Origin of the sequence: Actinophytocola sp. (assembly GCF_036402745.1) — a bacterium.
Lineage (GTDB): Bacteria > Actinomycetota > Actinomycetes > Mycobacteriales > Pseudonocardiaceae > Actinophytocola.
In genome coordinates, this window is record NZ_DASWSJ010000167.1 from 16,039 (window position 1) to 42,186 (window position 26,148).

At 71.8% G+C, this 26,148-nt stretch carries 22 protein-coding genes; 5 read left to right on the top strand and 17 right to left on the bottom strand.

What is annotated here, in order from left to right:
- Positions 1-64 precede the first annotated feature (64 nt).
- Entirely contained in the window at positions 65-751 is a 687-nt protein-coding gene (locus tag VGD70_RS16615) for a uracil-DNA glycosylase (RefSeq protein ID WP_331082368.1), read from the bottom strand.
- A gap of 51 nt (positions 752-802) precedes the next feature.
- Here VGD70_RS16615 and VGD70_RS16620 point away from each other — a divergent pair, with 51 nt between their 5' ends.
- Positions 803-2,284, top strand: a complete 1,482-nt coding sequence (locus VGD70_RS16620; RefSeq protein ID WP_331082369.1) for a S10 family peptidase — start codon at positions 803-805, stop codon at positions 2,282-2,284.
- Between the two features lie 129 nt (positions 2,285-2,413).
- Here VGD70_RS16620 and VGD70_RS16625 read toward each other — a convergent pair whose 3' ends face one another.
- From VGD70_RS16625 to eno, 11 genes are all read right to left on the bottom strand, one after another.
- Positions 2,414-4,114 (bottom strand): S8 family peptidase, encoded by a 1,701-nt coding sequence (locus VGD70_RS16625; RefSeq protein WP_331082405.1) that lies wholly within the window; start codon positions 4,112-4,114, stop codon positions 2,414-2,416.
- A 60-nt stretch (positions 4,115-4,174) separates the two neighbouring features.
- Positions 4,175-5,215, bottom strand: coding sequence for a dipeptide ABC transporter ATP-binding protein (locus VGD70_RS16630; RefSeq protein ID WP_331082370.1), 1,041 nt, complete (start codon positions 5,213-5,215; stop codon positions 4,175-4,177).
- Positions 5,208-6,221, bottom strand: coding sequence for an ABC transporter ATP-binding protein (locus VGD70_RS16635; protein ID WP_331082371.1), 1,014 nt, complete (start codon positions 6,219-6,221; stop codon positions 5,208-5,210). Before VGD70_RS16635 ends, VGD70_RS16630 begins: the two co-directional genes overlap by 8 nt.
- 1 nt (position 6,222) lies before the next feature.
- Positions 6,223-7,185: an ABC transporter permease gene (locus tag VGD70_RS16640; protein WP_331082372.1), complete on the bottom strand. Its 963-nt coding sequence runs from the start codon at positions 7,183-7,185 to the stop codon at positions 6,223-6,225.
- A complete protein-coding gene (locus VGD70_RS16645) occupies positions 7,178-8,104 on the bottom strand; it encodes an ABC transporter permease (protein WP_331082373.1) in 927 nt (308 codons plus the stop codon). Before VGD70_RS16645 ends, VGD70_RS16640 begins: the two co-directional genes overlap by 8 nt.
- A gap of 76 nt (positions 8,105-8,180) precedes the next feature.
- Positions 8,181-9,821 carry an ABC transporter substrate-binding protein gene (locus tag VGD70_RS16650; protein WP_331082374.1) on the bottom strand — a complete coding sequence of 547 codons (1,641 nt, stop codon included), beginning with the start codon at positions 9,819-9,821 and terminating at the stop codon, positions 8,181-8,183.
- A 133-nt stretch (positions 9,822-9,954) separates the two neighbouring features.
- The gene (locus VGD70_RS16655) at positions 9,955-10,908 is read right to left on the bottom strand and encodes a Ppx/GppA phosphatase family protein (RefSeq protein WP_331082375.1); all 954 of its coding nucleotides are present in this window, start codon (positions 10,906-10,908) and stop codon (positions 9,955-9,957) included.
- A gap of 192 nt (positions 10,909-11,100) precedes the next feature.
- Positions 11,101-12,174 carry a lytic transglycosylase domain-containing protein gene (locus tag VGD70_RS16660; RefSeq protein ID WP_331082376.1) on the bottom strand — a complete coding sequence of 358 codons (1,074 nt, stop codon included), beginning with the start codon at positions 12,172-12,174 and terminating at the stop codon, positions 11,101-11,103.
- Between the two features lie 291 nt (positions 12,175-12,465).
- Positions 12,466-12,954, bottom strand: coding sequence for a DUF501 domain-containing protein (locus VGD70_RS16665; protein ID WP_331082377.1), 489 nt, complete (start codon positions 12,952-12,954; stop codon positions 12,466-12,468).
- Positions 12,951-13,520, bottom strand: coding sequence for a septum formation initiator family protein (locus tag VGD70_RS16670; protein WP_331082378.1), 570 nt, complete (start codon positions 13,518-13,520; stop codon positions 12,951-12,953). The genes VGD70_RS16665 and VGD70_RS16670 overlap by 4 nt, the downstream gene beginning before the upstream one ends.
- The gene (eno, locus tag VGD70_RS16675; RefSeq protein WP_331082379.1) at positions 13,520-14,806 is read right to left on the bottom strand and encodes a phosphopyruvate hydratase; all 1,287 of its coding nucleotides are present in this window, start codon (positions 14,804-14,806) and stop codon (positions 13,520-13,522) included. Before eno ends, VGD70_RS16670 begins: the two co-directional genes overlap by 1 nt.
- Positions 14,807-14,934: 128 nt before the next feature.
- Between eno and VGD70_RS16680 the strand changes: the two genes are divergently transcribed.
- The gene (locus VGD70_RS16680) at positions 14,935-15,330 is read left to right on the top strand and encodes a tetratricopeptide repeat protein (protein WP_331082380.1); all 396 of its coding nucleotides are present in this window, start codon (positions 14,935-14,937) and stop codon (positions 15,328-15,330) included.
- Here the strand turns inward: VGD70_RS16680 and VGD70_RS16685 are convergent.
- Positions 15,327-16,187, bottom strand: a complete 861-nt coding sequence (locus VGD70_RS16685; protein WP_331082381.1) for a lytic transglycosylase domain-containing protein — start codon at positions 16,185-16,187, stop codon at positions 15,327-15,329. The genes VGD70_RS16680 and VGD70_RS16685 overlap by 4 nt on opposite strands.
- A gap of 226 nt (positions 16,188-16,413) precedes the next feature.
- On the opposite strand from VGD70_RS16685, the gene efeU reads away from it, so the two are divergent.
- The 3 genes from efeU to efeB are packed head-to-tail and all read left to right on the top strand — an operon-like array spanning position 16,414 to position 19,675.
- Positions 16,414-17,277, top strand: coding sequence for an iron uptake transporter permease EfeU (gene efeU, locus VGD70_RS16690; RefSeq protein ID WP_331082382.1), 864 nt, complete (start codon positions 16,414-16,416; stop codon positions 17,275-17,277).
- A complete protein-coding gene (efeO, locus tag VGD70_RS16695; protein ID WP_331082383.1) occupies positions 17,274-18,413 on the top strand; it encodes an iron uptake system protein EfeO in 1,140 nt (379 codons plus the stop codon). Before efeU ends, efeO begins: the two co-directional genes overlap by 4 nt.
- A complete protein-coding gene (efeB, locus tag VGD70_RS16700; RefSeq protein WP_331082384.1) occupies positions 18,410-19,675 on the top strand; it encodes an iron uptake transporter deferrochelatase/peroxidase subunit in 1,266 nt (421 codons plus the stop codon). Before efeO ends, efeB begins: the two co-directional genes overlap by 4 nt.
- Positions 19,676-19,682: 7 nt before the next feature.
- Here efeB and VGD70_RS16705 read toward each other — a convergent pair whose 3' ends face one another.
- From VGD70_RS16705 to VGD70_RS16720, 4 genes are all read right to left on the bottom strand, one after another.
- The gene (locus tag VGD70_RS16705; RefSeq protein WP_331082385.1) at positions 19,683-20,522 is read right to left on the bottom strand and encodes a class I SAM-dependent methyltransferase; all 840 of its coding nucleotides are present in this window, start codon (positions 20,520-20,522) and stop codon (positions 19,683-19,685) included.
- 202 nt (positions 20,523-20,724) lie between these two features.
- Positions 20,725-23,937, bottom strand: coding sequence for a S41 family peptidase (locus tag VGD70_RS16710; RefSeq protein WP_331082386.1), 3,213 nt, complete (start codon positions 23,935-23,937; stop codon positions 20,725-20,727).
- A 241-nt stretch (positions 23,938-24,178) separates the two neighbouring features.
- Complete coding sequence (locus VGD70_RS16715) at positions 24,179-25,114, bottom strand: MazG family protein (protein WP_331082387.1); 936 nt, start codon at positions 25,112-25,114, stop codon at positions 24,179-24,181.
- 17 nt (positions 25,115-25,131) lie between these two features.
- On the bottom strand, positions 25,132-26,148 hold the full coding sequence (locus VGD70_RS16720) for a SurA N-terminal domain-containing protein (protein WP_331082388.1): 1,017 nt from the start codon (positions 26,146-26,148) through the stop codon (positions 25,132-25,134).

Sequence of the window (26,148 nt, forward strand, 5' to 3'; positions counted from 1 at the left end):
TCGGCGCGACGGACTGGCCTGCGCTCGCGAAGGGTGCCCCTTCGGTGACGGAATGCTCAGGCCTTTACAGGCCCGCGAGTTCCTTCGCCCGGGCCAGGACGGTCTCGACCATCGCTGGGGTGAGCTTTCCGGTGAAGGTGTTCTGCTGGCTCACGTGGTAGCAGCCCAGCAGGTGCAGCGGCCGCGGGCCGGCGAGCTCGACCTCGACGCCGTGGCCGAAGCGGGGGCGCGGCGTCGGCACGTGCCAGCCGGCTTCGGACAGGACCGGCAGCAACGCCTGCCAGCCGAACGCCCCCAGCACCACGATCGCGCGCACCGGCAGCAGCGACAGCTCGCGCGCGAGCCACGGGCGGCAGTTGTCCCGTTCCCGCGGCGTGGGCTTGTTCGCCGGCGGGGCGCAGCGGACCGGCGCGGTGATGCGGACGCCGTGGAGCTCCAGGCCGTCGCCGAGGTGGGTCGACGTCGGTTGGGAGGCCAGGCCCACGGCGTGCAGCGCGGCGTAGAGGACGTCGCCGGAGCGGTCGCCGGTGAACATGCGGCCCGTGCGGTTGGCGCCGTGGGCCGCGGGCGCGAGGCCGACGATCGCCAGCGGGGCGTCCGCGGGGCCGAAGCCGGGGACCGGCCGGCCCCAGTACTCCTGGTCGGCGAAGGCCGCGCGCTTGACCCTGGCCACCTCCTCGCGCCAGGCCACCAGCCGCGGGCACGCGCGGCACCGGGTCACCTGCAGGTCGAGCGAGGCCAGGTCGGACACATGCTGATTCTGCTTGGCACCCGGCTGATCAGAACACGTAGGGTGCGGATCATGGCGACGACTGACGAGGCACCACCCGAGTCCACCACCGAGGAGAAGCCGGCGGAACCGACCGATGACCTCGTCACCACCTCGCACTCGCTCACGGTCAAACGCCGCAAGCTGAACTACACCGCCACCACCGGCCGCGTCGTGCTGCGCAAGGAGGTGCTCACCGACGGCAAGTTCGACGGGTACCTGCCCAAGGCCGAGGTCTTCCTCACCGCGTACACACTGGACGGTGCGGACCCGGCCAAGCGCCCGGTGACCTTCGCGTTCAACGGCGGGCCCGGCTCGTCCAGCGTCTGGCTGCACCTCGGCCTGCTCGGCCCGCGCCGGGTCGTCTCCGGCGACGTCGGCGACCTCGCGCCGCCGCCGTACGGGCTCGTCGACAACACCGAGACGCTGTTGCAGCACAGCGACCTCGTGTTCATCGACCCGGTGTCCACCGGCTACTCGCGCGCGGTGAAGGGTGAGAAGCCCGGCGACTACCACGGCTTCCAGGCCGACATCGAGTCCGTCGGCGAGGTCATCCGGCTGTGGACGTCGCGCAACGGCCGGTGGATGTCGCCGAAGTTCCTGGCCGGCGAGTCCTACGGGACCACCCGCGCCGGCGGGCTCGCGCACCACCTGCAGAACCGGTACGGCATGTACCTCAACGGGCTGATGCTGATCTCCGCGGTGCTCGACTTCGCGACGCTGGACTTCACCGTCGGCAACGACCTGCCGTACGCGCTGTTCCTGCCGACCTACGCGGCGATCGGGCACTACCACGGCCTGCTCGGCGACCGGCCGCTCGAGGAGGTCCTGTCCGAGGCCGAGGACTTCGCCGCGCGCGACTACCCGTGGGCGCTCGCGCAGGGCAGCCGTCTGTCCACTGAGGAGCGGGCGGCGACGGTGTCCCGGATCGCGGCGCTCACCGGGCTGTCCGAGGACTACGTCGACCGGGTGGACCTGCGCGTCGAGCACGTGCGGTTCTTCACGGAGCTGTTGCGGCACAGGCGCCTGGTGGTCGGCCGGCTCGACTCGCGGTTCACCGGCTGGGGCCCGGACTACGGCCGCGAGCACATGGACGACGACCCGTCGAGCGCGGCGGTCATGGGCGCGTACACGGCGGCGCTGAACCACTACCTGCGGTCCGAGCTGGACTACCCGAACGACCTGCCGTACGAGGTGCTGAGCACGGGCGTCAACAACACGTGGTCGTACAAGGAGTTCGAGAACGCCCACGTGACCGTCACGGACAAGCTCTCCGCCGCGATGCGCGCGAACCAGCACCTGAAGGTGCACGTGGCCTTCGGCTACCTCGACGGCGCGACACCGTACTTCGCGTCCGAGCACGTGCTGGCGCACCTGAACATTCCCGAGGAGCTGCGCGGGAACATCTCGAGCGCCTATTACGAGGCGGGCCACATGATGTACGTGCACGAGCCCTCGCGAATCCAACAGTCCAAGGACCTGGCCGATTTCGTAACGGACGCCTCGAACCGCTGACCGCGGCACCGGCGACCGGCCTCGAACTTCACCCGTGCGGCCGGCCGGATTCGGGAGACAGCAAGCCAACCCAGCGGAACGCCCCGGGCCTGCCAAGACCCGGGGCGTTCCTGTCGAACAGCTGGAAAACTAGTGCGCGTACCGCCCACCCTGGGTGACAGCCGCCCAGGCGTCGACGACGCCGTTGCCGTAGAAACCGTTGAAGTTCTTGTCACCCTGGCACGTCGCGGTGAACGTCGCGTCCCGGCCCTCGTCGAGGTAGTCGACCGTCCTCGGCTCGGGGCACGGGGTCTCGAACGCGGTGCCCTCGAGGACGCGCTGCACCTTGTCCGGATCCATGGTGACCTTGTTGCCGCTGTACCGGCCGTACTCGCTGACGATCAGCGCGGCGACGCCGGACGCGTGCGGCGAGGCCATCGAGGTGCCCTGCAGGAACTGGTAGTACCCGCAGGCCCCGTTGGCCTTGCACGCCTTCTGCACGCCGACCGCCACGCCGTCGGGTGTCACGTTGCCGTCGGCGTCGATGTTGCCGTCCGCGACGCCCACGTTCTTCGGGTACGTCGAGAGGATCAGGTTCTCGTTGGTGCGGAACCGCGGCGTGCCGAAGTAGTCGCGGAAGTAGCCACCCGGCGCGGACACCGAGATCTGCTCCAGACCGTAGCTCGAGAAGTCCGCCTTGCCGCCCGACGGGCCGAGCGCCGACACGCCGATCGTGTGCGGGCCCTCGACCGGCAGGCTCCGGCACGTGGCGTTGTCGACGGTGCGCACCTTCGCGGTGTTGTCCGGGAAGTCCGGGCTGGTCCGGTCGGGCAGCGGGTTGCCGTTGTCCTCGTGCTGGTTGCCGAGCGCCACCACGTTGGTCACGCCCTTGCGGTGGGCGTAGTTCAGCGCCCGGGTCATCGCCGTGATGATGGTCCGCTGCTGCGCCTGCTCCTCCGGCGAGTCGGCCGGGTTGTCGGGGCAGTTGTACAGCCACGGGTCCACGAAGAACGACATGTTGACCACGTCGATGCCCGAGTCACCGGCGTAGGTGAGCGCGTCGACGACCGGCTGGAGGAAGAAGAAGCCGGAGTCCTGGCCACCGCGGATGTTCACGATGGACACGTTCGGCGCGACACCGGAGACACCGAAGCCGTTGGCGGCCGCGGCGATGGTGCCGGCGACGTGCGTGCCGTGCCCGCCGTCGTCCCAGTTGGCCGGGTCGACGCAGCCGCGGAACTCGCACGGGCCGTCGACGACCTGGCCGAGCTCGTCGGTCGGGATGTCGTGGGTGAAGTTGCGGGACAGCGCGGCGTCGAAGTTCGGCGCGATGTCCGGGTGGCTGCCGTCGACACCCGTGTCGAGGATGCCGACCTTGACCCGCCGGTCACCAGGCTGCTCCGTGCGCGACAGGTTCGAGCGGACCGCGGTGAGGCCCCACAGCTGACCGTCCAGCGGGTCCATCCCGGCCTTCGGCGCGGCCTTGGCCTTCGCGCCCTTGGCACCCTTCTCCTGGGCCTCCTTGACCACCCGCTTGTCGGCGGCGCGGTCCGGCGACTGCCCGATGACCCGGGTGCGGCTGGCGTACAGCACGTCCTGCGACCCGGCCAGCCGCTGGCTGAAGCCGTTCTCCGGGGCGGTCGCGGTGACCAGCCCGACGGCCGGGTTGCTGCGGACGACCTTGCCGCCCGCGGCCTTGACCGCCGCCTCCGCCTTGCCTGCGGCGACGCCGTCCCGGGCGAGCACGCTGTACTCGACCGTCTTACCGGACAGCTCCGGCTGCGCGGCGGCACTGGGCATCGACACGACCGTGACCACGGCGAACACCGGTACGGCCAGCAATGCCAGCATTGTCTTGCGTTTCACGCATTTCCTCCTCGCTCGACTAACACCGCCCCGACCGCCCTCCAGTTAGGGCACGACTGATCTTTCCTCAGCGAAGTGGCACGCGCTGGGATGCCCCCCACCGCGCACGACCAGTTCGGGTTCGGAATCGGCACAGATCTCCTGCGCCTTCCAACACCTGGTGCGGAACCGACACCCGGACGGCGGATCGACCGGGCTCGGCACGTCACCCTCCAGACGGATGACCTGTCGCTGCCCGCGCACGGTGGGATCGGCCACCGGGACCGCCGACAGCAACGCCTGGGTGTAGGGATGCATGGGTTGTGCGTAGATCTGCTCCTCGGTGCCCACCTCGACGATCTTGCCGAGGTACATCACCGCCACCCGGTCGGACAGGTGGCGCACCACCGACAGGTCGTGCGCGATGAACACATAGGACAACCCGAGGTCGGACTGCAGCTCTCCCAACAGGTTCATCACCTGCGCCTGGATCGAGACGTCCAATGCGGACACCGGTTCGTCGCAGATGATGACGGCCGGGCGCAGGGCCAGCGCGCGGGCGATGCCGATGCGCTGGCGCTGCCCGCCGGAGAACTGGTGGGGGTAGCGGTTGAGGTGCTCGGGGTTGAGCCCGACCACGTCGAGGAGCTCGCGGACCTTCGCCGCGCGCGACCCTTTCGGCGCCACTTCCGGGTGAATCTCGAACGGCTCACCGACGATGTCGCCGACCGTCATGCGCGGGTTGAGCGACGTGTACGGGTCCTGCAGCACGATCTGGATGCTCCGGCGGAGCTTGCGCAGCTCGGCACCGCGCATCGCGAAGATGTCCCGGCCCTCGTACCGGGCGGAGCCGCTGGTGGGCGGCTCGAGGCGCATCAGCACCTGGGCCAGGGTCGACTTGCCGCAGCCGGACTCGCCGACCACGCCGAGCGTCTCGCCTCGGTGGAGGTCGAAGGAGACGCCGTCGACCGCGCGCACGTGGCCGATCGTGTGCTTGAACAGCACCCCCACCCGCACCGGGAAGTGCTTGACCAGGTCGCGGACCTCGAGGACCGGCTCGCGGGCAGCATCGACGAAGGCCCGGTCAGGCAGCGTCTGCTCAGACACTACGCACCAGCTCCTCCGCGAAATGACACTTGCTCGTCCTGCCCAGCCCGAGACGGTGGTCCCCGGGCTTGTCGACCCGGCAGAGATCCTGCGCCTTCGGACACCTCGGATGGAAGGGGCAACCGGACGGAATCGCGAGCAAACTCGGCGGGAGACCCTTGATGGTGTTCAGCTCGGCACCCTTCTGGTCCAGTCGCGGCAGCGACTGCAGTAACGCGGCGGTGTAGGGATGGCCCGGCATGCGGTAGAGCGACACCGCGTCGGCGTACTCGACGATCCGGCCCGCGTACATCACCGCGATCCGGTCGGCCACCTCCGCGACCACGCCCAGGTCATGGGTGATGAGGATCAGGCCCATCCGCCGCTCGGCCTGGATCTCGGCGAGCAGGTCCATGATCTGGGCCTGCACGGTGACGTCGAGCGCGGTGGTCGGCTCGTCGGCGATCAGCACCTCGGGGTCCAGGGCCAGCGACATCGCGATCATCGCGCGCTGGCGCATGCCGCCGGAGAACTCGTGCGGGTACTGCCGCACCCGGCGCCGCGCGTGGGGGATGCGCACGAGGTCGAGCAGCTCGACCGCGCGGGCGCGGGCCTCCTTGCGGGTCATGCCGAGGCGGACCCGCAGCTGCTCCTCGATCTGGAAGCCGACGGTGAACACGGGGTTCAGCGCGGACAGCGCGTCCTGGAAGATCATCGCGATGCCCTGGGCACGCACGCCGGTGCGGCGCTCGGGGGTGGCGGTCAGCAGGTTCTCGCCGCGGTAGCGGATCTCCCCGCCGCGCACCACCGCGGGCGGGGTGTCGAGGATGCCCATGACCGCCTGCGCGGTGACGCTCTTGCCGGACCCGGACTCGCCGAGAACGGCCAGCGTCTCGCCGGCGTCGACGTGGTAGCTGACCCCGTTGAGCACCCTGGCCACCCCGTCGCGGGTGTGGAACTCGACGACCAGGTCGGCCACCTCGAGCAGCGGCGGCTCGGGCCTCAGCCCGGTAGCGGTGTCGGACATGTCACCTCAGCTTCGGGTCGAGGGCCTCCCGCACGGCGTCGCCCAGCATCACGAAGGCGAGCACGGTGACGGTCAGGAACCCGGCGGGGAACAGCAGCATGTGCGGCGCGACCCGCACGTAGTTGCGCGAGTCGGCGATCATCACGCCCCAGGACACCGCCGGGTCACGCAGGCCGATGCCCAGGAACGACAGCGTGGCCTCCGCGCCGACGAACGCGCCGAGCGCGATCGTCGCGTACACCAGCACCGGCGCGAGGCAGTTGGGCAGCAGGTGCTTGAACACGATCCGGCTCGGCCGCGCGCCCAGTGCCCGCGCGGCCTTGACGTAGTCCTGCTGCTTGGCCGCGATGGCCGCGGACCGCATGATCCGCATGGCCACCGGCCAGGACAGGACGCCGAGCGAGACCACCACGACACCGACGATCGGCAGCGCGCCGCGCACCCCGGCGTTGCGGAACATGCTCAGGATCACGATGGCGCCGAGCACGAACGGCAGGCCGAAGAAGACCTCGCCGATCCGGGACAGCAGGCCGTCGAGCCAGCCGCCGTAGAAGCCGGCGAGGATGCCGAGCACGCCGCCGACGAGCACGGTCAGCAGCGCCGCCGCGACCCCCACGAGCAGCGTCCAGCGGGTGCCGTAGATCACCCGTGCGTAGATGTCGCGGCCCTGGGTGTCGTAGCCGAACCACGCGTCACCGGACGGGGTGTCCCGGGACAGCGGGAGGCTCTTCAGGTTCGGGTCGGCCGAGGTGAACAGGCCCGGGACCAGGGCGATGACCACCAGCAGCAGGATCACCGCGCCGGCGACGACGAACAGTGGCCGGCGGCGCAGGTCGCGCCAGGCGTCCGACCACAGGCTGCGTGGCCTGCCGGGCGTGCCCGGCACGTGCCCGGCAGCGACCACATAGGACTCGGCGGGCTGGGTCACGGTGGCGCCGGTCGCGGCCGCCGTCGGGTCAGTCATAGCGGATCCTCGGGTCGAGAACGGCGTAGAGCAGGTCGATGATCAGGTTGACGACCAGGAACACGATCACCAGCAGCACGACGACGCCGGTCACGACGACGCCTTCCTTGGACACGATCCCGGTGTAGACGAGCCGGCCGATGCCGTTGACGCCGAAGATGCCCTCGGTGACGATGGCCCCGCCCATCAGCCCGCCGACGTCGGTGCCGAGGAAGGTGAGCACCGGAATCACCGAGTTGCGCAGCAGGTGCACCCACACGATCCGGCGTTGCGGCAGGCCCTTCGCGAGGGCGGTGCGGATGTAGTCGGCGTGCTTGTTCTCCGCGATCGAGGTCCGGGTCAGCCGGGACACGTAGGCCATCGACAGGCTGCCGAGCACGAAGCCGGGGATGATCAGCTCCGCCCAGCCGCCTGCCGAGGACACCGTCGGCGTCATGATCTCCCACTGGAAGCCCAGCAGGATCTGGATCACGAACCCGGTGACGAACGTGGGGATGGCGATCAGGAACAGCGTCGAGACCAGCACCAGGTTGTCGAGGAAGCCGCGGCCGCGCAGGCCGGTGAGGATGCCCGCGCACAGGCCGATGACCGCCTCGATGGCCACCGCGACGAGTGCGAGCCGCACGGAGACGGGGTAGCGCAAGGAGATCAGCTCGCCGACGTCGAGCCCGGAGAACGTCTGTCCGAAGTCGCCGGTGACGAGGTCGCGCATGTACTTGACGTACTGGACGAAGAGGTTGTCGTCGAGGTTGTACTTGTCGGTCATCATCGCGATGAACGAGTCCGGGCACGGGCGCTCGCCGCACATGCCGGCGAACGGGTTGCCCGGGATCGACCACACCAGCAGGTAGATCAGGAACGTGGTGCCGACGAACACCGGAACCAGCTGGAGCAGGCGGCGCAGGACGTAGCGGCCCATGTCTTCGTGCACCCCCGGGGGTCACGGTGCGCGGCCGGCCCGCGACGGCGCCACGGGCCGGCCGGTCACCGGTCGGTTACCTGACCTCGACGTAGGACAGGTCGAGCTCGCGCTTCGGGGTCAGCCGCACGTTGGTCAGCCGCTCGGACCACGCGTAGATCGACGGCGTGTTCCACAGCGGCACGGCCGGCATGTCCTCGGCGATCAGCTTCTCGGCCTCGTGGTAGAGCGCGAAGGCCTCCTGCTCGGTCGGCGCGCTGTCCGCCTCGGCGAGCTTCGCGTCGACCGCGGGGTTGGCGTAGCCGTTGTCGTTCGACGAGCCACCCGTGCGGTACAGCGGGTTGAGGAAGTTCTCCACCAGCGCGTAGTCGGCGAGCCAGCCCGCGCGGTAGATCTGGGTCATCTCGCGGGCGTTGATGGCCTCGCGGATCTCGCTGAACTCCTGCACCGGCGCGAACGCGCACTCGGTCTGGAGGACGTTGGAGATCTGGCCGCAGATCGCCTCGACCCACTCCTTGTGCCCGCCGTCGCCGTTGCTGGTGATCTCGATCGGGCCGGTCCAGCCGGACCTGTCGAAGAGCTTCTTGGCCTCCTCCGGGTTGTACTCGCAGTACGTGCCGCAGGCGCCCTCCTGCCAGCCGGGCAGCTTCGGGACGCCGTAGCCGGTGGCGGGCTCGCGGTTGCCCTCGAAGATCACGTCGACGACCTCCTGGCGGTTGATCGCCATGGAGACCGCGTGCCGGAAGTCCTTGTTCTGGTACTTCTTGTCGTACAAGGGGAACGCGATCGTCTGGTTGGCGAGCACGGCGGCCACGTCGGCGCGGCCGGGTAGGTCCTCGCGCCACACGTTGCCCGCGATCGCCTGCGGCGGCAGCGTGTCGAGGAAGTCGAGCTGGTTGCCCTTGATGTCGACGTAGGCCGCGTCGGAGTCCATGAAGCGGACCTTCACCTGGCGGATCTTGGGCTTGTCGGTGCCCTTGTAGTCCTCGTACCGGGCCATCCGCAGCTCCTGCTGGGGCACCCGGTCGACGTACTCGAAGGCGCCGTTGCCGATCGGGTGGGCGAGGAACTTCTCCTTGTCCGCGAAGAAACTGTCGGGCAGCGGCATGTAGGCCGAGTAGCCGGTCTTGGTCTTGAAGACCGCGTGCGGCTGGGTGAACGTGATCGTGAACGTGTGGTCGTCGACGACCTTCAGGCCCGACATCGTCCTGGCCGGCGGGGTCGGCGGCGGCTTCGGCCCGTCGCCGTCGGGGTCGACCGTGAAGACCTGGTCGAAGCCCTCGATCTGGGCGAAGAAGCTGGCGTGCTGCTGGCCGTTGGGGCTGTAGGCGGTGTAGTTCCAGGCGTCGACGTAGTTCTTGGCGAGGACCGGGGTGCCGTCGTGGAAGGTCCAGTCCTTCTTCAGCTTCACGGTGTACTCGTCGGGCTTGGTGAGCTCGAAGGACTCGGCGTTGGCCGCGCGGGGCTCGCCGGTGACCGGGTCGTAGTCCATCAGGCCGGTGAACAGCGCGTCGACGATCTTGCCGCCGCCGGTCTCGCTGGTGTCGCCCGGGACGAGCGGGCGCTCCGGCTCGGTGCCGAAGATGGTGATCTCGGTGTTCTCGTTCTTCCGCGGGTCACCGCCGCTCCCAGTGCTCGGCCCGTCGCCGCTGCCACAGCCGGCGACGACGAGCGCGATCGGCAGTAACCCCGCGGCAATCCGGTGCGGTCTACACATCCCGTCAGCTCCTCCCAATCGGAATGTGACGGGACGTTAATGGCATCAATGCGCGAAAACGGTGTTCTCAGGCGTCACGAAGGCGCGACGATCGGGCACTTTCCCGCGCATATTTTCGGTTCGGGAATTGGTGTCACACCAGGGAAAGCGCGATTCCGTCGAGGATGTCGTGCTCACTCACCAACAGCTCGGTGATGCCCGCGGTGTGCGCGAACTTCTCGGCCAGGACCTGCGTGATCAGCGCGCCGGCGCCGATGACGTCGACGCGGCCCGGGTGCATGGAGCCGATGGCCGCGCGCTCGTCGTGCGTGGCGTCGAGCAGCCGCTGTGCGGTCCGGTCGAGCTCCGGGCCGGTGAGCCGGGACAGGTGGGTGCGCTCGGAGTCGTACTCCGGAAGCTCTTGCGCCACAGCGGAAAGCGTGGTGATGGTGCCGGCGACGCCGACCCACGTGCGGGCCTTCTCGACGGGGACGCTGGCGAACGCGCCGGCGAGGACGTCGCCGACGAGTGTGCGCGCGGCTGTCTTCTCGGCGTCCGTCGGCGGGTCTGACCTGAGGCAGCGCTCGGTGACCCGCACGCAGCCGACGTCCACCGACCGCGCGCCCATGATGTCCGCACGCACACCGTCCCACGTGCCGACGACCACCTCGGTGGAGCCACCCCCGATGTCGGTGACGACGAAGGGGCCGTCGTCGGGCTCGAGATCGCCGACCGCGCCGGTGAAACTGAGGCGGGCCTCCTCGTCCCCGGAGATCACCTCGGCCTCGACCCCGAGCACGTCCCGCGTCATGCCGAAGAACTCGTCGCGGTTGCGGGCGTCCCGGGTGGCGGAGGTGGCGACCATGCGCACACGCTCGGCTCCCTTGCGCCGGCAGACCGCGGTGTAGTCGACGAGCGCGTCCTTGGTCCGCCGCAGCGCGGCGGGGCTCAGCTGCCCGGTGGCGTCGACCCCCTCACCGAGGCGGACGATGCGCATCTCCCGGTGGACGTCGCGGAGGTGGGCGGTGCCGTCCTCGCGCACGGTCACGTCGGCCACCAGGAGGCGGATGGAGTTCGTCCCACAGTCGATCGCGGCAAACCTCGGCATGGCGGTGACTCTATTCGCCGGGTCCGCGGTCTCGCGTGGACCGGGCTCGCTTCACCCTCGCGCTGGCGTACTCGGCTCGCTTCGCATCGTCGCTCCGCCCGGACTGCCGCGCCCCGGCTCGGCGGGCCTCAGCCCTCCACGGCCGCCCTCGCTCGACCTCGACTCGCCGTGGCCGGCCTCAACCCATCCGGCTCAGCAGCTCGGCGGGGTCGGCGGCGGGTCCGTGGTCGTCGTCGTCGTGGTGGTCGTCTGCGACGGCGGCGTGTCCGAAGTGGTCGTCGTCGGTACCGTCGTCGTCGTCGACGTGGTCGTCGGCGGGGCCGTCGGGGTGCACGAGGTCGTCGTTGTCGTCGTCGTGGTGGTGGTCGTCGTCGGGGTCGTCACCCTCGTGGTGGTCGTCGTCGTCGTGCCGGGCTTCGGCTTCGTGGTGCCTGGCTTGTGCGCGGCCGGAGCGGGCACGACCGGCTTCGGGCCCAGCGCGGCCTGCGCCGCCGGATCCGGCACCACCGTCTGCGCCAGCGGCTGCGCACCCGTGGCGTACGCGTTGGCCCAGATCAGGACCGTGCTCACATACGTGTCCGAGTGGTTGTAGCGGAAAACGGCCGTCGCTTGATCCTTGGGGTCGGACAGGTTCAGGCCGCCCGAGCACAGGTACTTGCCCGCCGCGAGGGTGGCATCGAAGACGTTGTGCGGGTTCGAGACGCCGTCGTGGTTGCCGTCCGAGGCGTATCCACGCCACGTGGACGGGATGAACTGCATGGCACCGACCGCGCGGTCCCAGCGGGCGTCGCCGTCGAGCCGGCCGCCGTCGGTGTCCATGATCGCCGCGAAGCCGCCGCCGTTGAGGACCGGGCCGAGGATGTTGGGCGTCGTGTTGCCGGCGCCGTCGACGCGGCCGCCGCGGGCGTGGTTGGACTCGATGCGGCCGATGCCGGCGAGCAGCGACCAGTGCAACCGGCAGCCCGGCTGCTCCGCCGCGAGGATGTTCGCGGCGTTCATGTACGCCTCGAGCACCTTGCCCGGAATGCCCACCGGACCGCTCGGCAGGTCACCCGGCGGCGCGAGCTGGCGCAGCCGATCGATGTTGCCCGCGCTCGCGAGGACCTCGTCGCCGATCTTGTCGGCGCCGCCGGGCTGGCCGTTCGCGCTCACCGAGTTCGGGTCGGTCAGGCCGAACAGGCCACCACCCACCCCACCCGCGGCCTGCGTCGCCGAGCTCGCGAGGCTGATCGGCTCACCAGCGACAGCGGCCGCGACCAGCAACATCGTGCCGGTGGCCGCCGCGGCCTTACGACGACGCCGCCTCGTCCGGCGCTCTTCGTTGCCGGCCGATCTACTGCTCTTCGCCGCACTCACCTGTACCGATTCCCTTCACTGACCCGAGCGACACCCGACCCAACCTCCGGGTCGCGGTCCGTCGCAGTCTGTACGCCGCCTGCCACCGTCTCACGAACCATCATCACAAGAAAGAGGTCAACGGTGAGTCAAGTAGATCCTCTTCGCATCACTGACGGAAATCACTGGCCGTGGGGTTGCCCTTTCGGGAACATCCGGTGGCTAGGACGCGCAGTCGCCTGCCGGCCAGCTGTCCGCCAACTGGAGCAACGCCTCGTCGCCGAACGGGTTCACCCCTGGGCCGACCGCGAGCGAGTGCGCGACGTGGACGTGCAGGCACTTGACCCGGCCCGGCATCCCGCCGGCGCTGACCTCCGTGCCGAGCGGGTCGATCGCGTCCCGCTCGGCGAGGTAGGACCGGTGCGCGGCCAGGTAGGCGTCGGCGAGGTCGGGGTCCTCGCCGAGCCGCGCGGTCATCTCCCGCATCAGCCCGCTCGCCTCCAGCCTGCTGACCAGCGACGTCAGCCGCGGGCAGGTCAGGTAGTACAGCGTCGGGAACGGCGTGCCGTCCTCGAGCCGCGGGCTGGTCTGCACCACCGCGGGGTGGCCGCTCGGGCAGCGGGCGGCGACCGCGCGGATGGCGCGCGGCGGCCGGCCGAGCTGCGCGGCGACGGTCTCCCGGTCGACGTCGGACACGGGCACGAGGTTCATTCGCCGGACACCGATTTCCACAGCTCCAGGTACCAGGACTCGTCGAGCACGCGGCGCTGCGCCTTGTCGTTGCCGCCGCCGCCCTGCGCGTCGCCGGGCAGCTCCACCATGTACGGGGTCTCGCCGGGCATCACGTAGCGCAACCGCCGCCGGGCCTCGGCCTCCACCTGGGCCGGGTCCTCGAGCTGGGCCTTGCGCTGCTCGAGGGCGTTGACCTTGTCCCGCAACTTCGCCTGCCGCTGCTCCTGGATCTGCACCTCGTCCCGCTGCGACAGGTAGGTCCGCAGCGGGACGGCGACCGACAGCGCGAGCGCGCAGACCACGATCGCGAGCACCGCCGCGCGGCGCGTCGTCGACAGCCCGAACGCGGCGGCCGCGCGGACCGTGCGGCCGCGACCCCGGTCGCGCTCGCTGTCCCGGTCCGGGCCGACCGGCCGGCCCGGGCGCCCGTCGCGGGGCCGGGTCCGGCGCGCGCTCCGCGGCCGGCGCGCGGAACGGCCGGCGCGGGCATCGGTGGCTCCGGTGCCGCGCCGCCGGCCACGGTCGGACTCGCGGCCGGGGGGCATTACGACTCCGGGTTGAACCGGGGGAAGGCCAGGTCACCTGCGTAGCGGGCGGCGTCGCCGAGGATCTCCTCGATGCGCAGCAGCTGGTTGTACTTGGCGGTGCGCTCACCGCGGGCCGGCGCGCCGGACTTGATCTGCCCGACGCCGGTGGCCACCGCGAGGTCGGCGATCGTGGTGTCCTCGGTCTCGCCGGAGCGGTGGCTCATCATGCTGCGGTAGCCGTAGGAGGTGGCCAGCGCGACCGCGTCCAGCGTCTCGGACAGCGTGCCGATCTGGTTGACCTTGACCAGCAGCGCGTTGGCCGCGCGGCGGGCGATGCCTTCCTCGAGCCGCTCCGGGTTGGTGACGAACAGGTCGTCGCCGACCAGCTGGACCCGCTCGCCGATCTCGTCGGTGAGCCGCACCCAGCCGTCCCAGTCGTCCTCGGCCAGCGGGTCCTCGATGGAGACCATCTGGTAGGAGTCGAGCAGCTCGCTGTAGTACGCGATCATCTGCTCGGCGCTGCGCTTGCTGCCCTCGAACACGTACGCGCCGTCGGCGAAGAACTCGGTGGCGGCCACGTCCAGCGCCAGCGCGATGTCGCGGCCCGGCGTGTAGCCGGCCTTCTCGATGGCGGTGACGATGAGGTCCAGCGCGTCGCGGTTGCTGGACAGGCTCGGCGCGAAGCCGCCCTCGTCGCCCAGGCCGGTGGCCAGGCCGCGGCTCTTGAGCACGGACTTGAGCGAGTGGTAGACCTCCACGCCCCAGCGCAGCGCCTCGCGGTAGGACTCGGCGCCGATCGGCGCGATCATGAACTCCTGGATGTCCACGTCGGTGTCGGCGTGCGCGCCACCGTTGAGGATGTTGAGCATCGGCACCGGCAGCACGTGCGCGTTCGGCCCGCCGATGTAGCGGAACAGCTCCAGGCCGCTGGACTCGGCGCCGGCCTTGGCGACCGCGAGCGAGACCCCGAGGATGGCGTTGGCGCCCAGCCGGGACTTGTCCGGCGTGCCGTCGAGGTCGACGAGCTTCTGGTCGACGATGCGCTGGTCGACCGCGTCGGTGCCGGTGATCTCCGGCCCGATCTCGTCGAGCACGGCGGTGACCGCCTTCTCGACGCCCTTGCCGTTGTACCGGCCCGTGTCCTTGTCGCGCAGCTCGACGGCCTCGTGCTCGCCGGTCGACGCGCCCGAGGGCACCGCCGCCCGGGCGAGCGTGCCGTCGTCCAGCGCGACCTCCACCTCGACGGTGGGGTTACCACGCGAATCCAGGATCTCGCGCGCGCCAACCTGCTCGATAACCGCCACGTCGTGCTCCTCAACCGGCTCCGGGGACTCTCGGCATCGAGCGTAGCGGGGTGGTTTTCCCACCCGGTGGAGGCACGCGCGAACGAGGTTATGGAACAGCGCGTCATTCGGTAGCGTTGGCGGCAACCATGGCTGAGGACGGGCAGAGCACGTTCGAGGCGTTCCGCCGCGCGGAGTCGCTGGTGGCGCAACGCCGGCCCCTTGACGCCCTGGCGGCCCTGGCGCCGGTCCTCGACGCGGAACCGGATTCGTCGAGTGTTCATCTCCTGGCCGGCCGCGCGTACCTCGGCTCGGCCCAGCTGCGCCGGGCGGAGAAGGCCTTCCTGCGGGTGCTCGAGCTGGACCCGACCGACCACTACGCGCGGTTCGCGCTGGGCAAGGCGTTGCAGCGGCAGAGCCGGCTGACCGAGGCCCAGACCCAGTTCCGCCTGGCGGTGGCCATGCGCCCGCTGCCGGAGTACCAGGAGGCGCTCGGCGAGGTCAGCGCCCGCCTCGCCGTCGAGAACGACCGCAACGACCGCTAACCGAGCGCCGCGGCGGCCTTCGCGTAGGCGTCGGCGCCGTTGAAGACCTTCTGGCCGTAGGGCACCGAGCGGTTGTAGGTCATCACCGCGTGCCACCAGCCGGCGGCCGTCGACAGGTCGCCGCCGCTCGCGCACAGGTAACGGGCGGCGGACAGGGCCGCGTCGTCGATGTTCTGGGGGTCCGGGGGCTGGCCGTCGCCACTCGCGCGCACGCCCCAGCGCTGCCAGGTCGTGGGCAGGAACTGCATCGCACCCACCGCGCGGTCCCACCGGACGTCCCCGTCGAGCCGGCCGCCGTCGGTGTCCGGGATCGCGCGCACGCCCGGCGAGCCGTCCAGCGGGATGCCGATGATCGGCGGCGAGAGGCGGCCGTCGGCGCCGATGTCGGAGCCTCCGTAGCGGCCGTGGTGGGACTCGACGCGGCCGACACCGGCGAGCGTGGCCCAGCTCAGGCCGCAGGCCGGCGTGCTGGTCCGGACGGTCAACTCGGCCTCCGCGTAGGCGACCAGGCTCCGCTGCGGGATCTGCGTCTTCTCCGCGAGCGTGCTGGCCCAGTCCCGCACGGCCGCGGTGGTCGGCCGGGTCGCGGTGCGCGACGAGCGCGGCGCGATGGCCGCGTCGTGCGGCACCGCGCTGCCCGGCGGGACGTCGAGCTCGGGCACCGGGAAGTCCGGCACGGCCACCGGCGGGAGCGGGCGCTCCGCGGGCTTGTCGAGCCCGACGATCACCGCCACCACCGCCGCGACGAGGGCGGCGACGAGCAGCAGCGGACCCGCGACCCGGCGCCTGCGCCGCACCGGCGGGCCCGACGGCGGCTCGAAGAGCGTGGTCGACGGATGGTTCGGAGGTACGGCCACGCGACCCAGGCTACGTATCGCGCCGGGCGCCCGCGTTCGGGATGACGGCTGTGCCCCGCGAACCGCCCCGGTACGTCGCTTCTTCGCCGCCGTCGAGCCGGGCAAATACCCCAAAACCGGCGGTTTTGCTCGCGGATCGGTCGCGGATGCCCGCCGCGCCTGGACAACTCAGGTGAGCCTTACCTATGTTCACTAAGGCTAGGCATACCAACCTTCGGAGGCACCCGTGCTGTTCAGCAGCGCGCTGATCGGACTCAGGGAGGGCCTGGAGGCCGCCCTGGTCGTCAGCGTCCTCGTCGCGTTCCTGGTCAAGACCGACAAGCGGAGCTACCTGCGATGGGTGTGGACCGGGGTGGGCGCGGCACTCGCCGGCTGCGTCGCGATCGGCACCGTCATCGCGTACACGATCGGCGAGATGCGGTTCGAGCAGCAGGAGATATTCGGCGGCGTGCTGTCGGTCGTCGCCGTGGGATTCGTCACGTGGATGATCTTCTGGATGCGGGCCACCGCCCGGACGATCTCCACCGAGCTGCGCGGCCGGCTGTCCGCGGCCGTGGCGCTCGGCCCGGCCGCGGTCGTGCTCATGGCGCTGCTGGCCGTGGGCCGCGAGGGCCTGGAGACCATGGCGTTCTTCTACGCCAACGTGCGCACCGCCGAGCGCGGCACCACCCAGCCGCTGATCGGCTTCGTCGTGGGCATCGTGGTCGCGGTCGTGCTGGGCCGGCTGATCTACCGCGGCGCGCTCCGGTTCGACCTCGGCAGGTTCTTCCAGATCACCGGCGTGCTGCTGGTGTTCGTGGCCGCCGGGATCCTCGCCTACGGGCTGCACGACCTGCAGGAGGCCGGGGTGCTGCCCGGGCTGAGCACGCTGGCCTTCGACCTGTCCGGGCCGATGCCTGAGGACTCGTGGTACGGCGCGCTGCTCAAGGGTCTCCTCAACTACTCCGCCCGGACCACCGTCCTGCAGGCGCTCGCGTGGGTCGCCTACGTCGCCGTCGTACTGACGCTGTTCCTGATGCCGCGCAAGCAGGTCGCGGCACCCGCTCGCCCGGCGCCCGCGCCGGCAGGCTCTGTCAAGGAGAACTCGTGATCCCGTCCCCCGCCCGCGCCGCTCTGGCCGGGATAGGCCTCGTCACCGTGACCGCGCTCGCCGGCTGCGGCACGCAGACCCCGGAGGAGAAGTCGGGCGGCGCGATCGCCGTCGACGCCGGCGACAAGGCGTGCAAGGTGGCGCGCACCGCCGCCGACGCGGGCACGCTCACGTTCGAGGTGACCAACACGGGCAGCCGGGTCACCGAGTTCTACCTCTACGCCGAGGGCGACCGGATCATGGGCGAGGTCGAGAACATCACGCCCGGCCTCACCCGGCGGCTCATCGTCGAGGTCTCCGAGGCGGGCGACTACCAGACCGCGTGCAAGCCGGGCATGCGCGGCGACGGCATCCGCGGCGCGTTCACGGTCTCCGGCCAGGCCGACAGGCGCGTCGACACCGACACCAAGCTCGCCGAGGCGGCCGCGAGCTACCAACGGTACGTGAACTCGCAGACCGGCGCGCTGGTCACCAAGACCGGGGAGTTCGTCGCCGCGGTCAAGGCCGGGAAGGTCGACGAGGCCAAGGCGCTGTACCCGGTCACCCGGATCTACTGGGAGCGGATCGAGCCGGTGGCCGAGAGCTTCGGCGACATCGACCCGAAGATCGACGTCCGCGAGGACGGGCTCGAGCAGGGCATGGAGTTCACCGGCTTCCACCGGCTGGAGAAGGACCTGTGGTCCACCGGCGTGCGGGCGGACTCGGCGTCGATCGCCGACCGGCTGCTGGCCGACGTCAAGGACCTCCAGGCCCGGGCGAAGACCGTCGAGCCGAGCCCGCTGCGGATGGCGGGCGGCGCGAAGGAGCTGCTGGACGAGGTGGCCACCGGCAAGGTCACCGGCGAGGAGGACCGCTACTCCCACACCGACCTGTGGGACTTCCGCTCCAATGTGGACGGATCGCAGGCGGCGGTCGCGGCGCTGCGCCCGGTGATCGAGGAGCGCGACCCCGACCTTCTGTCCACTTTGGACGAGCGGTTCCACGCGGTGGACGTGCTGCTGGAGAAGCACCGTGAGGGTGACGGTTTCGCGCTCTACACCGAGCTCACGCCGACCGAGGTCAAGGAGCTGTCCGAGGTGGTCGACGCGCTGGGCGAGCCGATCAGCCAGGTCGCCGAGGTGGTGGCCGGGCAGTGACCGGGTCGGCACGCATGTCCCGGCGCCGGCTGCTCGGCGCCGCCGGGGCCGGTGCGGCGGCGGTCGGCGTCGGCGCGGCGGCCGGGGTGCTGGCCGACCGCACGCTCGGCCCGGACCCGGTGGCGAACGCGGCGGAGTCGGCCGCGCCGGTGCCCTTCCACGGCGAGCGCCAGGCGGGGATCGTCACGCTGGCGCAGGACCGGATGCACTTCGTCGCGCTGGACGTGCGCACGTCCTCGCGCGAGGAGCTGGTCGGGCTGCTGAAGGACTGGACGCTCGCGGCCGAGCGGATGACCCGCGGGCTCGAGGCGGTCGACGAGGGCGCGGTCGGCGGGCCGCGCGCGGCGGCGCCGAAGGACACCGGCGAGGCGCTGGACCTGTCCGCGTCGGCGCTGACCGTGACGATCGGCTTCGGCCCGTCGCTGTTCGACGACCGGTTCGGGCTCGCGGCCGCGCGGCCGGCGGGGTTGACACGGCTGCCGCGGTTTCCCGGCGACGACCTCGACCCGGCGCGCTCGGACGGGGACGTCTGCGTCCAGGCGTGCGCGAACGACCCGCAGGTGGCCGTGCACGCCATCCGCAACCTGGTGCGGATCGGGTTCGGCAAGGTGGCGGTGCGGTGGTCACAGCTGGGCTTCGGGCGGACGTCGTCGACCACCCGCGCGCAGGCGACGCCGCGCAACCTGTTCGGCTTCAAGGACGGGACGCGGAACCTGAAGGCCGAGGAGACCGCGGCGCTCGACGAGCACGTGTGGGTCCAGCCCGGCGACGGCCCGGACTGGCTGGCCGGCGGGACCTACCTCGTGGCGCGGCGGATCCGGATGCACATCGAGATCTGGGACCGGACGCCGCTGTTCGAGCAGGAGGACATCGTCGGCCGGGACAAGGGCGAGGGCGCGCCGCTGGGCCAGGTCAAGGAGTTCGACGAGCCGGACCTACACGTGCGCGGGGAGGGCGGCGTCCCGCTGATCCCGCCGACCGCGCACCTCCGGCTGGCGTCGGCCGAGTCGCTGGGCGGGGTGCGGATCCTGCGCCGCGGCTACAACTTCACCGACGGCACGGACGGCCTCGGCCACCTCGACGCGGGCCTGTTCTTCGTGTGCTTCAGCCGCGACCCGCACACGCAGTTCGTCCCGATGCAGCAGGCACTGTCCACACAGGACAAGATGATGGAGTACCTGGAGCACACGGGCTCGGGCCTCTACGCGGTCCCGCCGGGGGTGCGCGAGGGCGGCTTCTGGGGCGACACGCTGTTCACCTGAGGGCTGTTCACCTGACGGCCTTCACCGCGTAGAGCAGGGGGATGCGGGGCTGGTCGGCGGGGAGGGTGAACCAGCCGGTGGCGTCCTGGACCATCGAGGACCAGCGCGGCCACGGCAGGCGGGGGTCCTCGCGGACGGTGTCGACGCGCAGGCCCGCGCCGGCGAGCGCGGTGACCACCTCGCCGAGCTCGTGGCGCCACTCGTAGGCCACCGTGGCCTCGGTGAGCGCCGGGCCGTCGGTGTAGGTGCGGGTGGCGTCGCGCTCCTCGGCGCCGCGGCCGGACAGGAAGTCGCCGCGCAGGGTCAGCTCCTCGCCGCCGTCCTTGGGCGGGACCACGCCGAGCGCGTAGAGCAGCGGGTGGAACTCGACGACGTACAGCGCGCCGCCGGGCCGCAGCAGCTGGGCGACCGCCGACGCCCACGGGTCGAGGTCGGGCAGGTAGCAGAGCGCGCCCTTGCCGGTGTAGACGATGTCGAAGGTGCGGCCGTCGACCGCGCCGACCGCGTCGTACACGTCGGCCCGCACGTACTCGATGTCCAGCCGCCGGTCCGCCGCGAGCCGGCGGGCCTGCCGGACCGACTCCCCGGAGATGTCGAGCCCGACCGCCCGCGCGCCCCTCTCGGCGAGCGCGATGGTCTCGGCGCCGAGGTGGCACTGCAGGTGCAGCAGGTCGACGCCGTCGAGGTCGCCGAGGTCGGCCCACTCGTAGTCGGCGAGCCAGCTCGCGGCCGGCCGGCTGCCGTCGAGCCCGTAGAACGCGCTGGCGACGTGGATGGGCGTGCGGGCGTCCCAGTTGGCCTGGTTGGCGAGGATCATCCGCTCGGTCTCGGCGTCGAAGGTGGTCACGCACTCCATCGAGCCAGACCCCGCCGGACCTTGTCCACTCCCCCGGCGCGTCGGCCGGCGACTCGCGGGAGGGGCACAGCCCATGCGCGAGATGCAGGGTGATCCGCGACGACCTGCACCGCACGGCCGTCCGGGTCATCGGCGGCGACGTGGACCGGCCGGAGATCGCCGCCACCCGCGCGGGGTCGGTGGCGGCGCCGGATCACAGCGGGGGTAACTCCGGCGGCGTCGCGGCGGGGGTGCGCGCGAGGGCCTCGAGCGCGAGCCGGACCGCGGTGTCCAGCTGGGGGTCGCGCCCGGCGGCGTGGTCCTGCGGGGTCATCACGACCTCGACGTCCGGGGCGACGCCGTGGTTCTCCACGCCCCAGCCCGGGCCGCGCAGCCACGTCGCGTACCGGGGCTGGGTGACCAGCGTGCCGTCGACCAGCCGGTAGCGCATGTCGATGCCGATGACACCGCCCCACGTGCGGACGCCCACCACCGGGCCGATGCCGAGGGTCTTGATGGCCGCGTTGACGATGTCGCCGTCCGAGCCGGAGAACTCGTTGGCCACCGCGACGACCGGCCCGCGCGGGGCGTCGTCGGGGTAGCTCTCCGCGCGGTGGCCGTTGCGGCTGACCTGCCAGCCGATGATCTTGCGGCCCAGCTTCTCGACGACGAGCTGGGACAGGTGACCGCCGCGGTTCTCCCGCACGTCGACGATGAGCGCGTCGCGCTGGATCTCCAGACGCAGATCCCTGTGCAGCTGCGCCCACCCGGTGGCGACCATGTCCGGCACGTGCAGGTAGCCGATGCGCCCCTCGCTGGCCTCGTGCACGTACGCGCGCCGGTCGGCGACCCAGTCGTGGTAGCGCAGCAGCATGTCGTCGAGCAGCGGCACCACGACGACGCTGCGGGCCGCGCCGCCGCCCGCCGGGCCGATGCGCAGCTCCACCGGCTTGTCCGCGGTGCCCGCGAGCAGCGGCCCCGGGCCCTCGGCCGCCGACACGGGGCGGCCGTCGACGGCGAGAACGGCGTCGCCCACCCGGACCGCGACACCCGGCGCGCGCAGCGGCGAGCGGCCGTGCGGGTCGGAGGTCTCGCCGGGCAGGATCCGGGTGACCCGCCAGACGCCGGCGCCGTCGCGCTCGAGGTCGGCGCCGAGCAGGCCGATCCGCCGCGCCGACTCGTAGTGGCCGCCGGGCGGGTTGACGTAGGCGTGCGAGGTGCCCAGCTCGCCCTGCAGCTCCCACAGCAGGTCGACGAGCTCGTCGTGCGAGCCGACCGTGTCGACGAGCGGCCGGTACCGGTCGCGCACCGCGGCCCAGTCGACGCCACCCATGTCCGCGCGCCAGAAGTGGTCGCGCATGAGCCGCCACGCCTCGTCGAACGACTGGCGCCACTCGGCTCCCGGGTCGACCTGCACGCGCACCCGGGACAGGTCGACCTTGACGTCGTCGGCCGAGTCGGCGTCGCCGTCGGACTTGCGGTCGGCGGGCTGCACCCGCAGGGCGTGCCCGTCGCGCACCACCAGCCGCTCGCCGTCGCCGCTGACCCACACGTCGTCGACGCCCTCGACCAGCACCTCGAGCTTGCGCTTGGTGAAGTCGTAGCGCTCGAGGACCGAGCGCGAGTCGTCCTCGTCGTCGAGGTCGTCGTCCTCGCCGAGCACGCCGGCGAGCGGGTTGCGCAACCACACCAGCCCGCCCTTGACCGCGCGCAGCGTGGAGTACCGGGCGGCCGGCACCGGCACGGGGACCACCCGCTCGGCCAGGCCCTCCAGGTCGACGTCGGTGCGTGCCGGCGCGTCGTCGTCCTCGCCGTCGTGCTTGTCCTTGGGCGAGTCCTCGTCGTCGACCGGGCGGCCGCGCAGCTGCGGCGAGAACGGCGAGGGTGTGGTGGCGGCCAGCGGCACGAGGTGCGGCCGGGAGCCGTTGGGGAAGGACATGTCGAACACGTGGACGTCGTAGACCGGGTCGAAGCTGCGCGCGGACAGGAAGGCCACGTGCTTGCCGTCGACGGTGAACACCGGGTCGGTGTCGACGAACCGGATGGGCGTGACGTCCACGATGGACAGGTCGGTGGTGCTGGCCATCCTGATGTGCCGCAAGGGAATGGGGCCCGGGTGCGACCAGGCGAGCCAGCCGGAGTCGGGCGAGAACGCGAGGTCGAGCGGGTCGCCGTTCTCGCTGCGGGTGACCTCGCGCAGCTCGCCGGTGTCGGCGTCGACCAGCAGCAGCCGGCCGTCATGGGTGGTGACCGCGACGCGCCGGCCGTCCGGCGACGCGGCCAGCTCGAGCACCCGGCCGAGCTGTCCGGACCCGATCCGGCGCGGCGCCGAGCCCGCGGCGACGCCGTCGACCGGGGCGATCTCGAGGGCGTCCTCGCCGTCGGCGTCGGTGACCCACACGACCTGCTCGCCGAGCGTGCGAGGCAGCCGGGCACGCACGCCCGGCTCGGCGGCGAGCGCGCGGGCCGGGCCGTCGCGGTGGGTGACCCAGTGGACGGTGCCGCGGACCTCGACCGCGCTCCCCCGTCCCGTGTGGTCGGGCCCGACGTCGCCCAGCTCGTCGGACGCGCGCACCGGGTAGGGCGCGCGGGCACCGCGCGGGCCGCCGAGCCGGATGTCCAGCTCGCGCGGCTCGGCGTTCTCGTCGCTGTCGAGCCCGGCCACGAGCCAGAGCCGGCCGGCGCGGTGGAAGACGACCCGGCTGCCGTCGGTGGTGGCGTTGCGGGCGTAGAACTCGCCGGGCGCGTCGACCCGGTGCCGGCGCAGGCCGCTGCCGTCGGGCGCGCACGAGTACAGGTCGGCGACGCCCTCGTGGTCGGACAGGAACGCGACGCGGTCGCCGACCCACATGGGCGAGGAGAGGTTGCCGTCGAGCTCGGCCTGGAAGCGGGCGAACTCCCCGTCGCCGTCCGCGTCCAGCCACAGCTTGCCGGCGGTGCCGCCGCGGTAGCGCTTCCACCACGCGGGCTCGCGCGAGTAGGCGCCGAGCAGCAGGACCGCGCCCTCCGGCCCGTAGGCCACCCCGCCGACCGGCCCGTACGGCAGCCGCCGCGACCCGCTCCCGTCGGCGGCGATCTCGTAGGCCCAGCTGCGCCGGGCCGAGGGCTGGCCGACCGTGCTGGTGGCCAGGACCTCCTCGCCGGACCACCCGATGACCTCGGTGTTCGGGTCGCCCCAGTAGGTGAGGCGCCGGCTCGGCCCGCCATCGGCCGGGGCGAGGTGCACCTCCGGCTCGACGTCGCGCCAGCTGGTCCAGGCGAGGTGGGCACCGTCGGGCGAGAACCGGGGCGAGCCGGCCCCGGCCTGGTCGGCGGACACCCGCCACGCACGGCCGCCGTCGAGGGGCGCGAGCCACACGTCGTCCTCAGCGACGAAGGTCACCAGATCGCCGTGCAGGTGGGGGTGGCGGAGGTAGGAGTCGGTCACGCCGCCACGTTAGCCGCGCCCACCGACGTTCCGGTCTCGGTTTGATGTTGCTTGCCCCGAAGGGTCGACTCGCTCGCTCCTGGGGGCTGCGCCGTCGCTCGCTCTCGTCCTTCTCGTCGCGGCTCGCATCATGAGGGGCCGGCCTGCCCCAACGGTGCACACCAGCCAGCCCAGCCTCGTCAGGGAAACAAGCCCCTTTCCCGCTGCCGTCCGGAGCAAGCTTGATTCGCCGGGTCTTGGCTCAGTGGGCCGGCCAGAAACGGCGCCAGCTCTCCGGGTCCATCGCTTCCGGGTCCACACCGGCCGTTCGGGCTGCCTGCTCGGCCGCTCTCACGTCAGCGGCGAAGCGGCGGGAGACCCCGCGCAGCTCGCCCTCCGGGTCGTCGCCCGCGCGCTTCGCCAGGGCGGCCAGGTCGAACAGGCGGGAGCCGGTGTCGCCGTTGCGGGGCAGGAGGTCCTCGGGAAGGCCGGCGCGGGCGGTGCGCTGGGCCAGCTTCGCCGCCAGGGCCAGCGCGGGCTGGCCCGTCGCCACTCCGTCCACACTGGACTCTCGGCGCTTCTCCGCCTGTTTCAGCTCCTCCCAGCGGACCTGCTGGGTGCCCGCGTCGCGGACGGCCGGGTCGCCGCCGGCGAACACGTGGGGGTGGCGGCCCACCAGCTTGGCGACCAGGCCGGCGGCGACGTCGTCGACCGAAAACGGGTCCTCCGCGGACTCCTGGGCCACCCGGGCGTGGAAAAGCACCTGCAGCAGCACATCGCCGAGCTCCTCGCGCAGGGCCGCGCGGTCTCCGTCCTCGATGGCTTCCAGCAGCTCGAAGCACTCCTCCACCAGGTACTGGCGCAGCGAGTCGTGCGTCTGCTCGGCGTCCCACGGGCAACCGCCGGGTGAGCGCAGGCGGTCCATCACCGCGACCGCGTCCAGCAGGGCGTCGCCGACCCGGGCGGTCGCGACCAACGCCGCGCCGCCGGCCAGCAGCGCGGCGGCGGACGGGTCGTCCAGGTCGTCGGTGACGAGCACGAGCGAGTCCGGCAGGTCCGGCGGGACCGGGGGCAGGCCCAGGCCGACCCCGGGCGTCGCGTACACCTCGGCGGTCGAGCGCAGCAGCGGCACGGCGGCCGCCGGTAGCTGGTCGCGGGTGACCAGCACGACGGTGGTCCCCTGGTGGGACCGCGTCACGCGCTCACCCGGCAGGCTCACTGCGCGCGGGTACCCGACGGCGCCAGCACGATGCCCGTCGACTCCGCCGCGCTCGCGACCACGCCCATCGACGCCGCGTCCCACGTGCCGTAGCGCGGGCTGACCTTGATCTCGATCTTGTCCGCGAGCGGCTGCAGCATCCGCTTGCCGATGGCGACGATCTGCTCGGCGCTCAGCTGCGGCGGCTGCGCGGCCTGACCCGAAGCGTTGGTCTCGCGCTTGCGGATGAGCCCGACCACCCAGAACGCCTGACCGGCCGACGGCTGGAAGGCGACGACCGAGCCCTCCTCGGCACCGAACATCACACTCGACACCAGGGCCGGGTCCTGCAGCTGGGCCGCGGCGAACTCGGCCGCCTCGTTGGCGTCCAAGCCGGCGGCGCGGTCCTTGGCGATGAGGTCGGCGACCCCGTTGGGGTTGTCCGCGAACTCGTGGGCCTTCGCCTCGGCCTTCTTGCGCATCGACGCCGCGGCGGCGCCGGTGCTGTCGGACGCGACGGTGGTGTAGTCCATCGTGACCTTGAGCCCGCTGAAGTTCTTGTCCGCGAGCTGGGCCAGCAGAATCTGGTCAGTGACCGTGTCGTGCAGGTCGCGTGCCCGGTAGACCAGCTGCGCGGCCAGCGCCTCCGCCGGCACGCTGCCGTCGGTGGGCACCTTCTGGCCGAACGGGTCCTGGTTCATCGCCTTGGCCACGTCGTCGCGGTTGGCGGTGATGTGCTGCTCGCGGGCGGCCTTGGTGACGAGGTCGTGCACGATCAGCTGGCTGAGCGCCTCACGCGCGACCAGGTCCAGCTTGTGCTGCTGGGCCAGCGGCCGCGCGGCCGGCTGCTCCTTCACGACCTTGTCGAGGATGGCCTGGACCTCGTCGACCGAGATCGACCGGCCGTCGATGAGCACGGCGGAGTTGATCTGGCTCGGCCCTGACCCGCACGCGGTGAGCGCGGCGACCAACGCGGTCAGCACGGCGATCAGCACGGTCTTCGTCGCGCGGGGACGCAGCTTGGCAGTCGTCAC

What these genes read in the sequence shown, in the direction of transcription:
- VGD70_RS16620 (WP_331082369.1), top strand. Translation starts at nt 803, where the DNA reads ATGGCGACGACTGACGAGGCACCACCCGAGTCCACCACCGAGGAGAAG.
- VGD70_RS16625 (WP_331082405.1), bottom strand. Translation starts at nt 4,114, where the DNA reads ATGCTGGCATTGCTGGCCGTACCGGTGTTCGCCGTGGTCACGGTCGTG.
- VGD70_RS16635 (WP_331082371.1), bottom strand. Translation starts at nt 6,221, where the DNA reads ATGTCCGACACCGCTACCGGGCTGAGGCCCGAGCCGCCGCTGCTCGAG.
- VGD70_RS16640 (WP_331082372.1), bottom strand. Translation starts at nt 7,185, where the DNA reads ATGACTGACCCGACGGCGGCCGCGACCGGCGCCACCGTGACCCAGCCC.
- VGD70_RS16645 (WP_331082373.1), bottom strand. Translation starts at nt 8,104, where the DNA reads ATGGGCCGCTACGTCCTGCGCCGCCTGCTCCAGCTGGTTCCGGTGTTC.
- VGD70_RS16650 (WP_331082374.1), bottom strand. Translation starts at nt 9,821, where the DNA reads ATGTGTAGACCGCACCGGATTGCCGCGGGGTTACTGCCGATCGCGCTC.
- VGD70_RS16655 (WP_331082375.1), bottom strand. Translation starts at nt 10,908, where the DNA reads ATGCCGAGGTTTGCCGCGATCGACTGTGGGACGAACTCCATCCGCCTC.
- VGD70_RS16660 (WP_331082376.1), bottom strand. Translation starts at nt 12,174, where the DNA reads ATGTTGCTGGTCGCGGCCGCTGTCGCTGGTGAGCCGATCAGCCTCGCG.
- VGD70_RS16665 (WP_331082377.1), bottom strand. Translation starts at nt 12,954, where the DNA reads ATGAACCTCGTGCCCGTGTCCGACGTCGACCGGGAGACCGTCGCCGCG.
- VGD70_RS16670 (WP_331082378.1), bottom strand. Translation starts at nt 13,520, where the DNA reads ATGCCCCCCGGCCGCGAGTCCGACCGTGGCCGGCGGCGCGGCACCGGA.
- VGD70_RS16680 (WP_331082380.1), top strand. Translation starts at nt 14,935, where the DNA reads ATGGCTGAGGACGGGCAGAGCACGTTCGAGGCGTTCCGCCGCGCGGAG.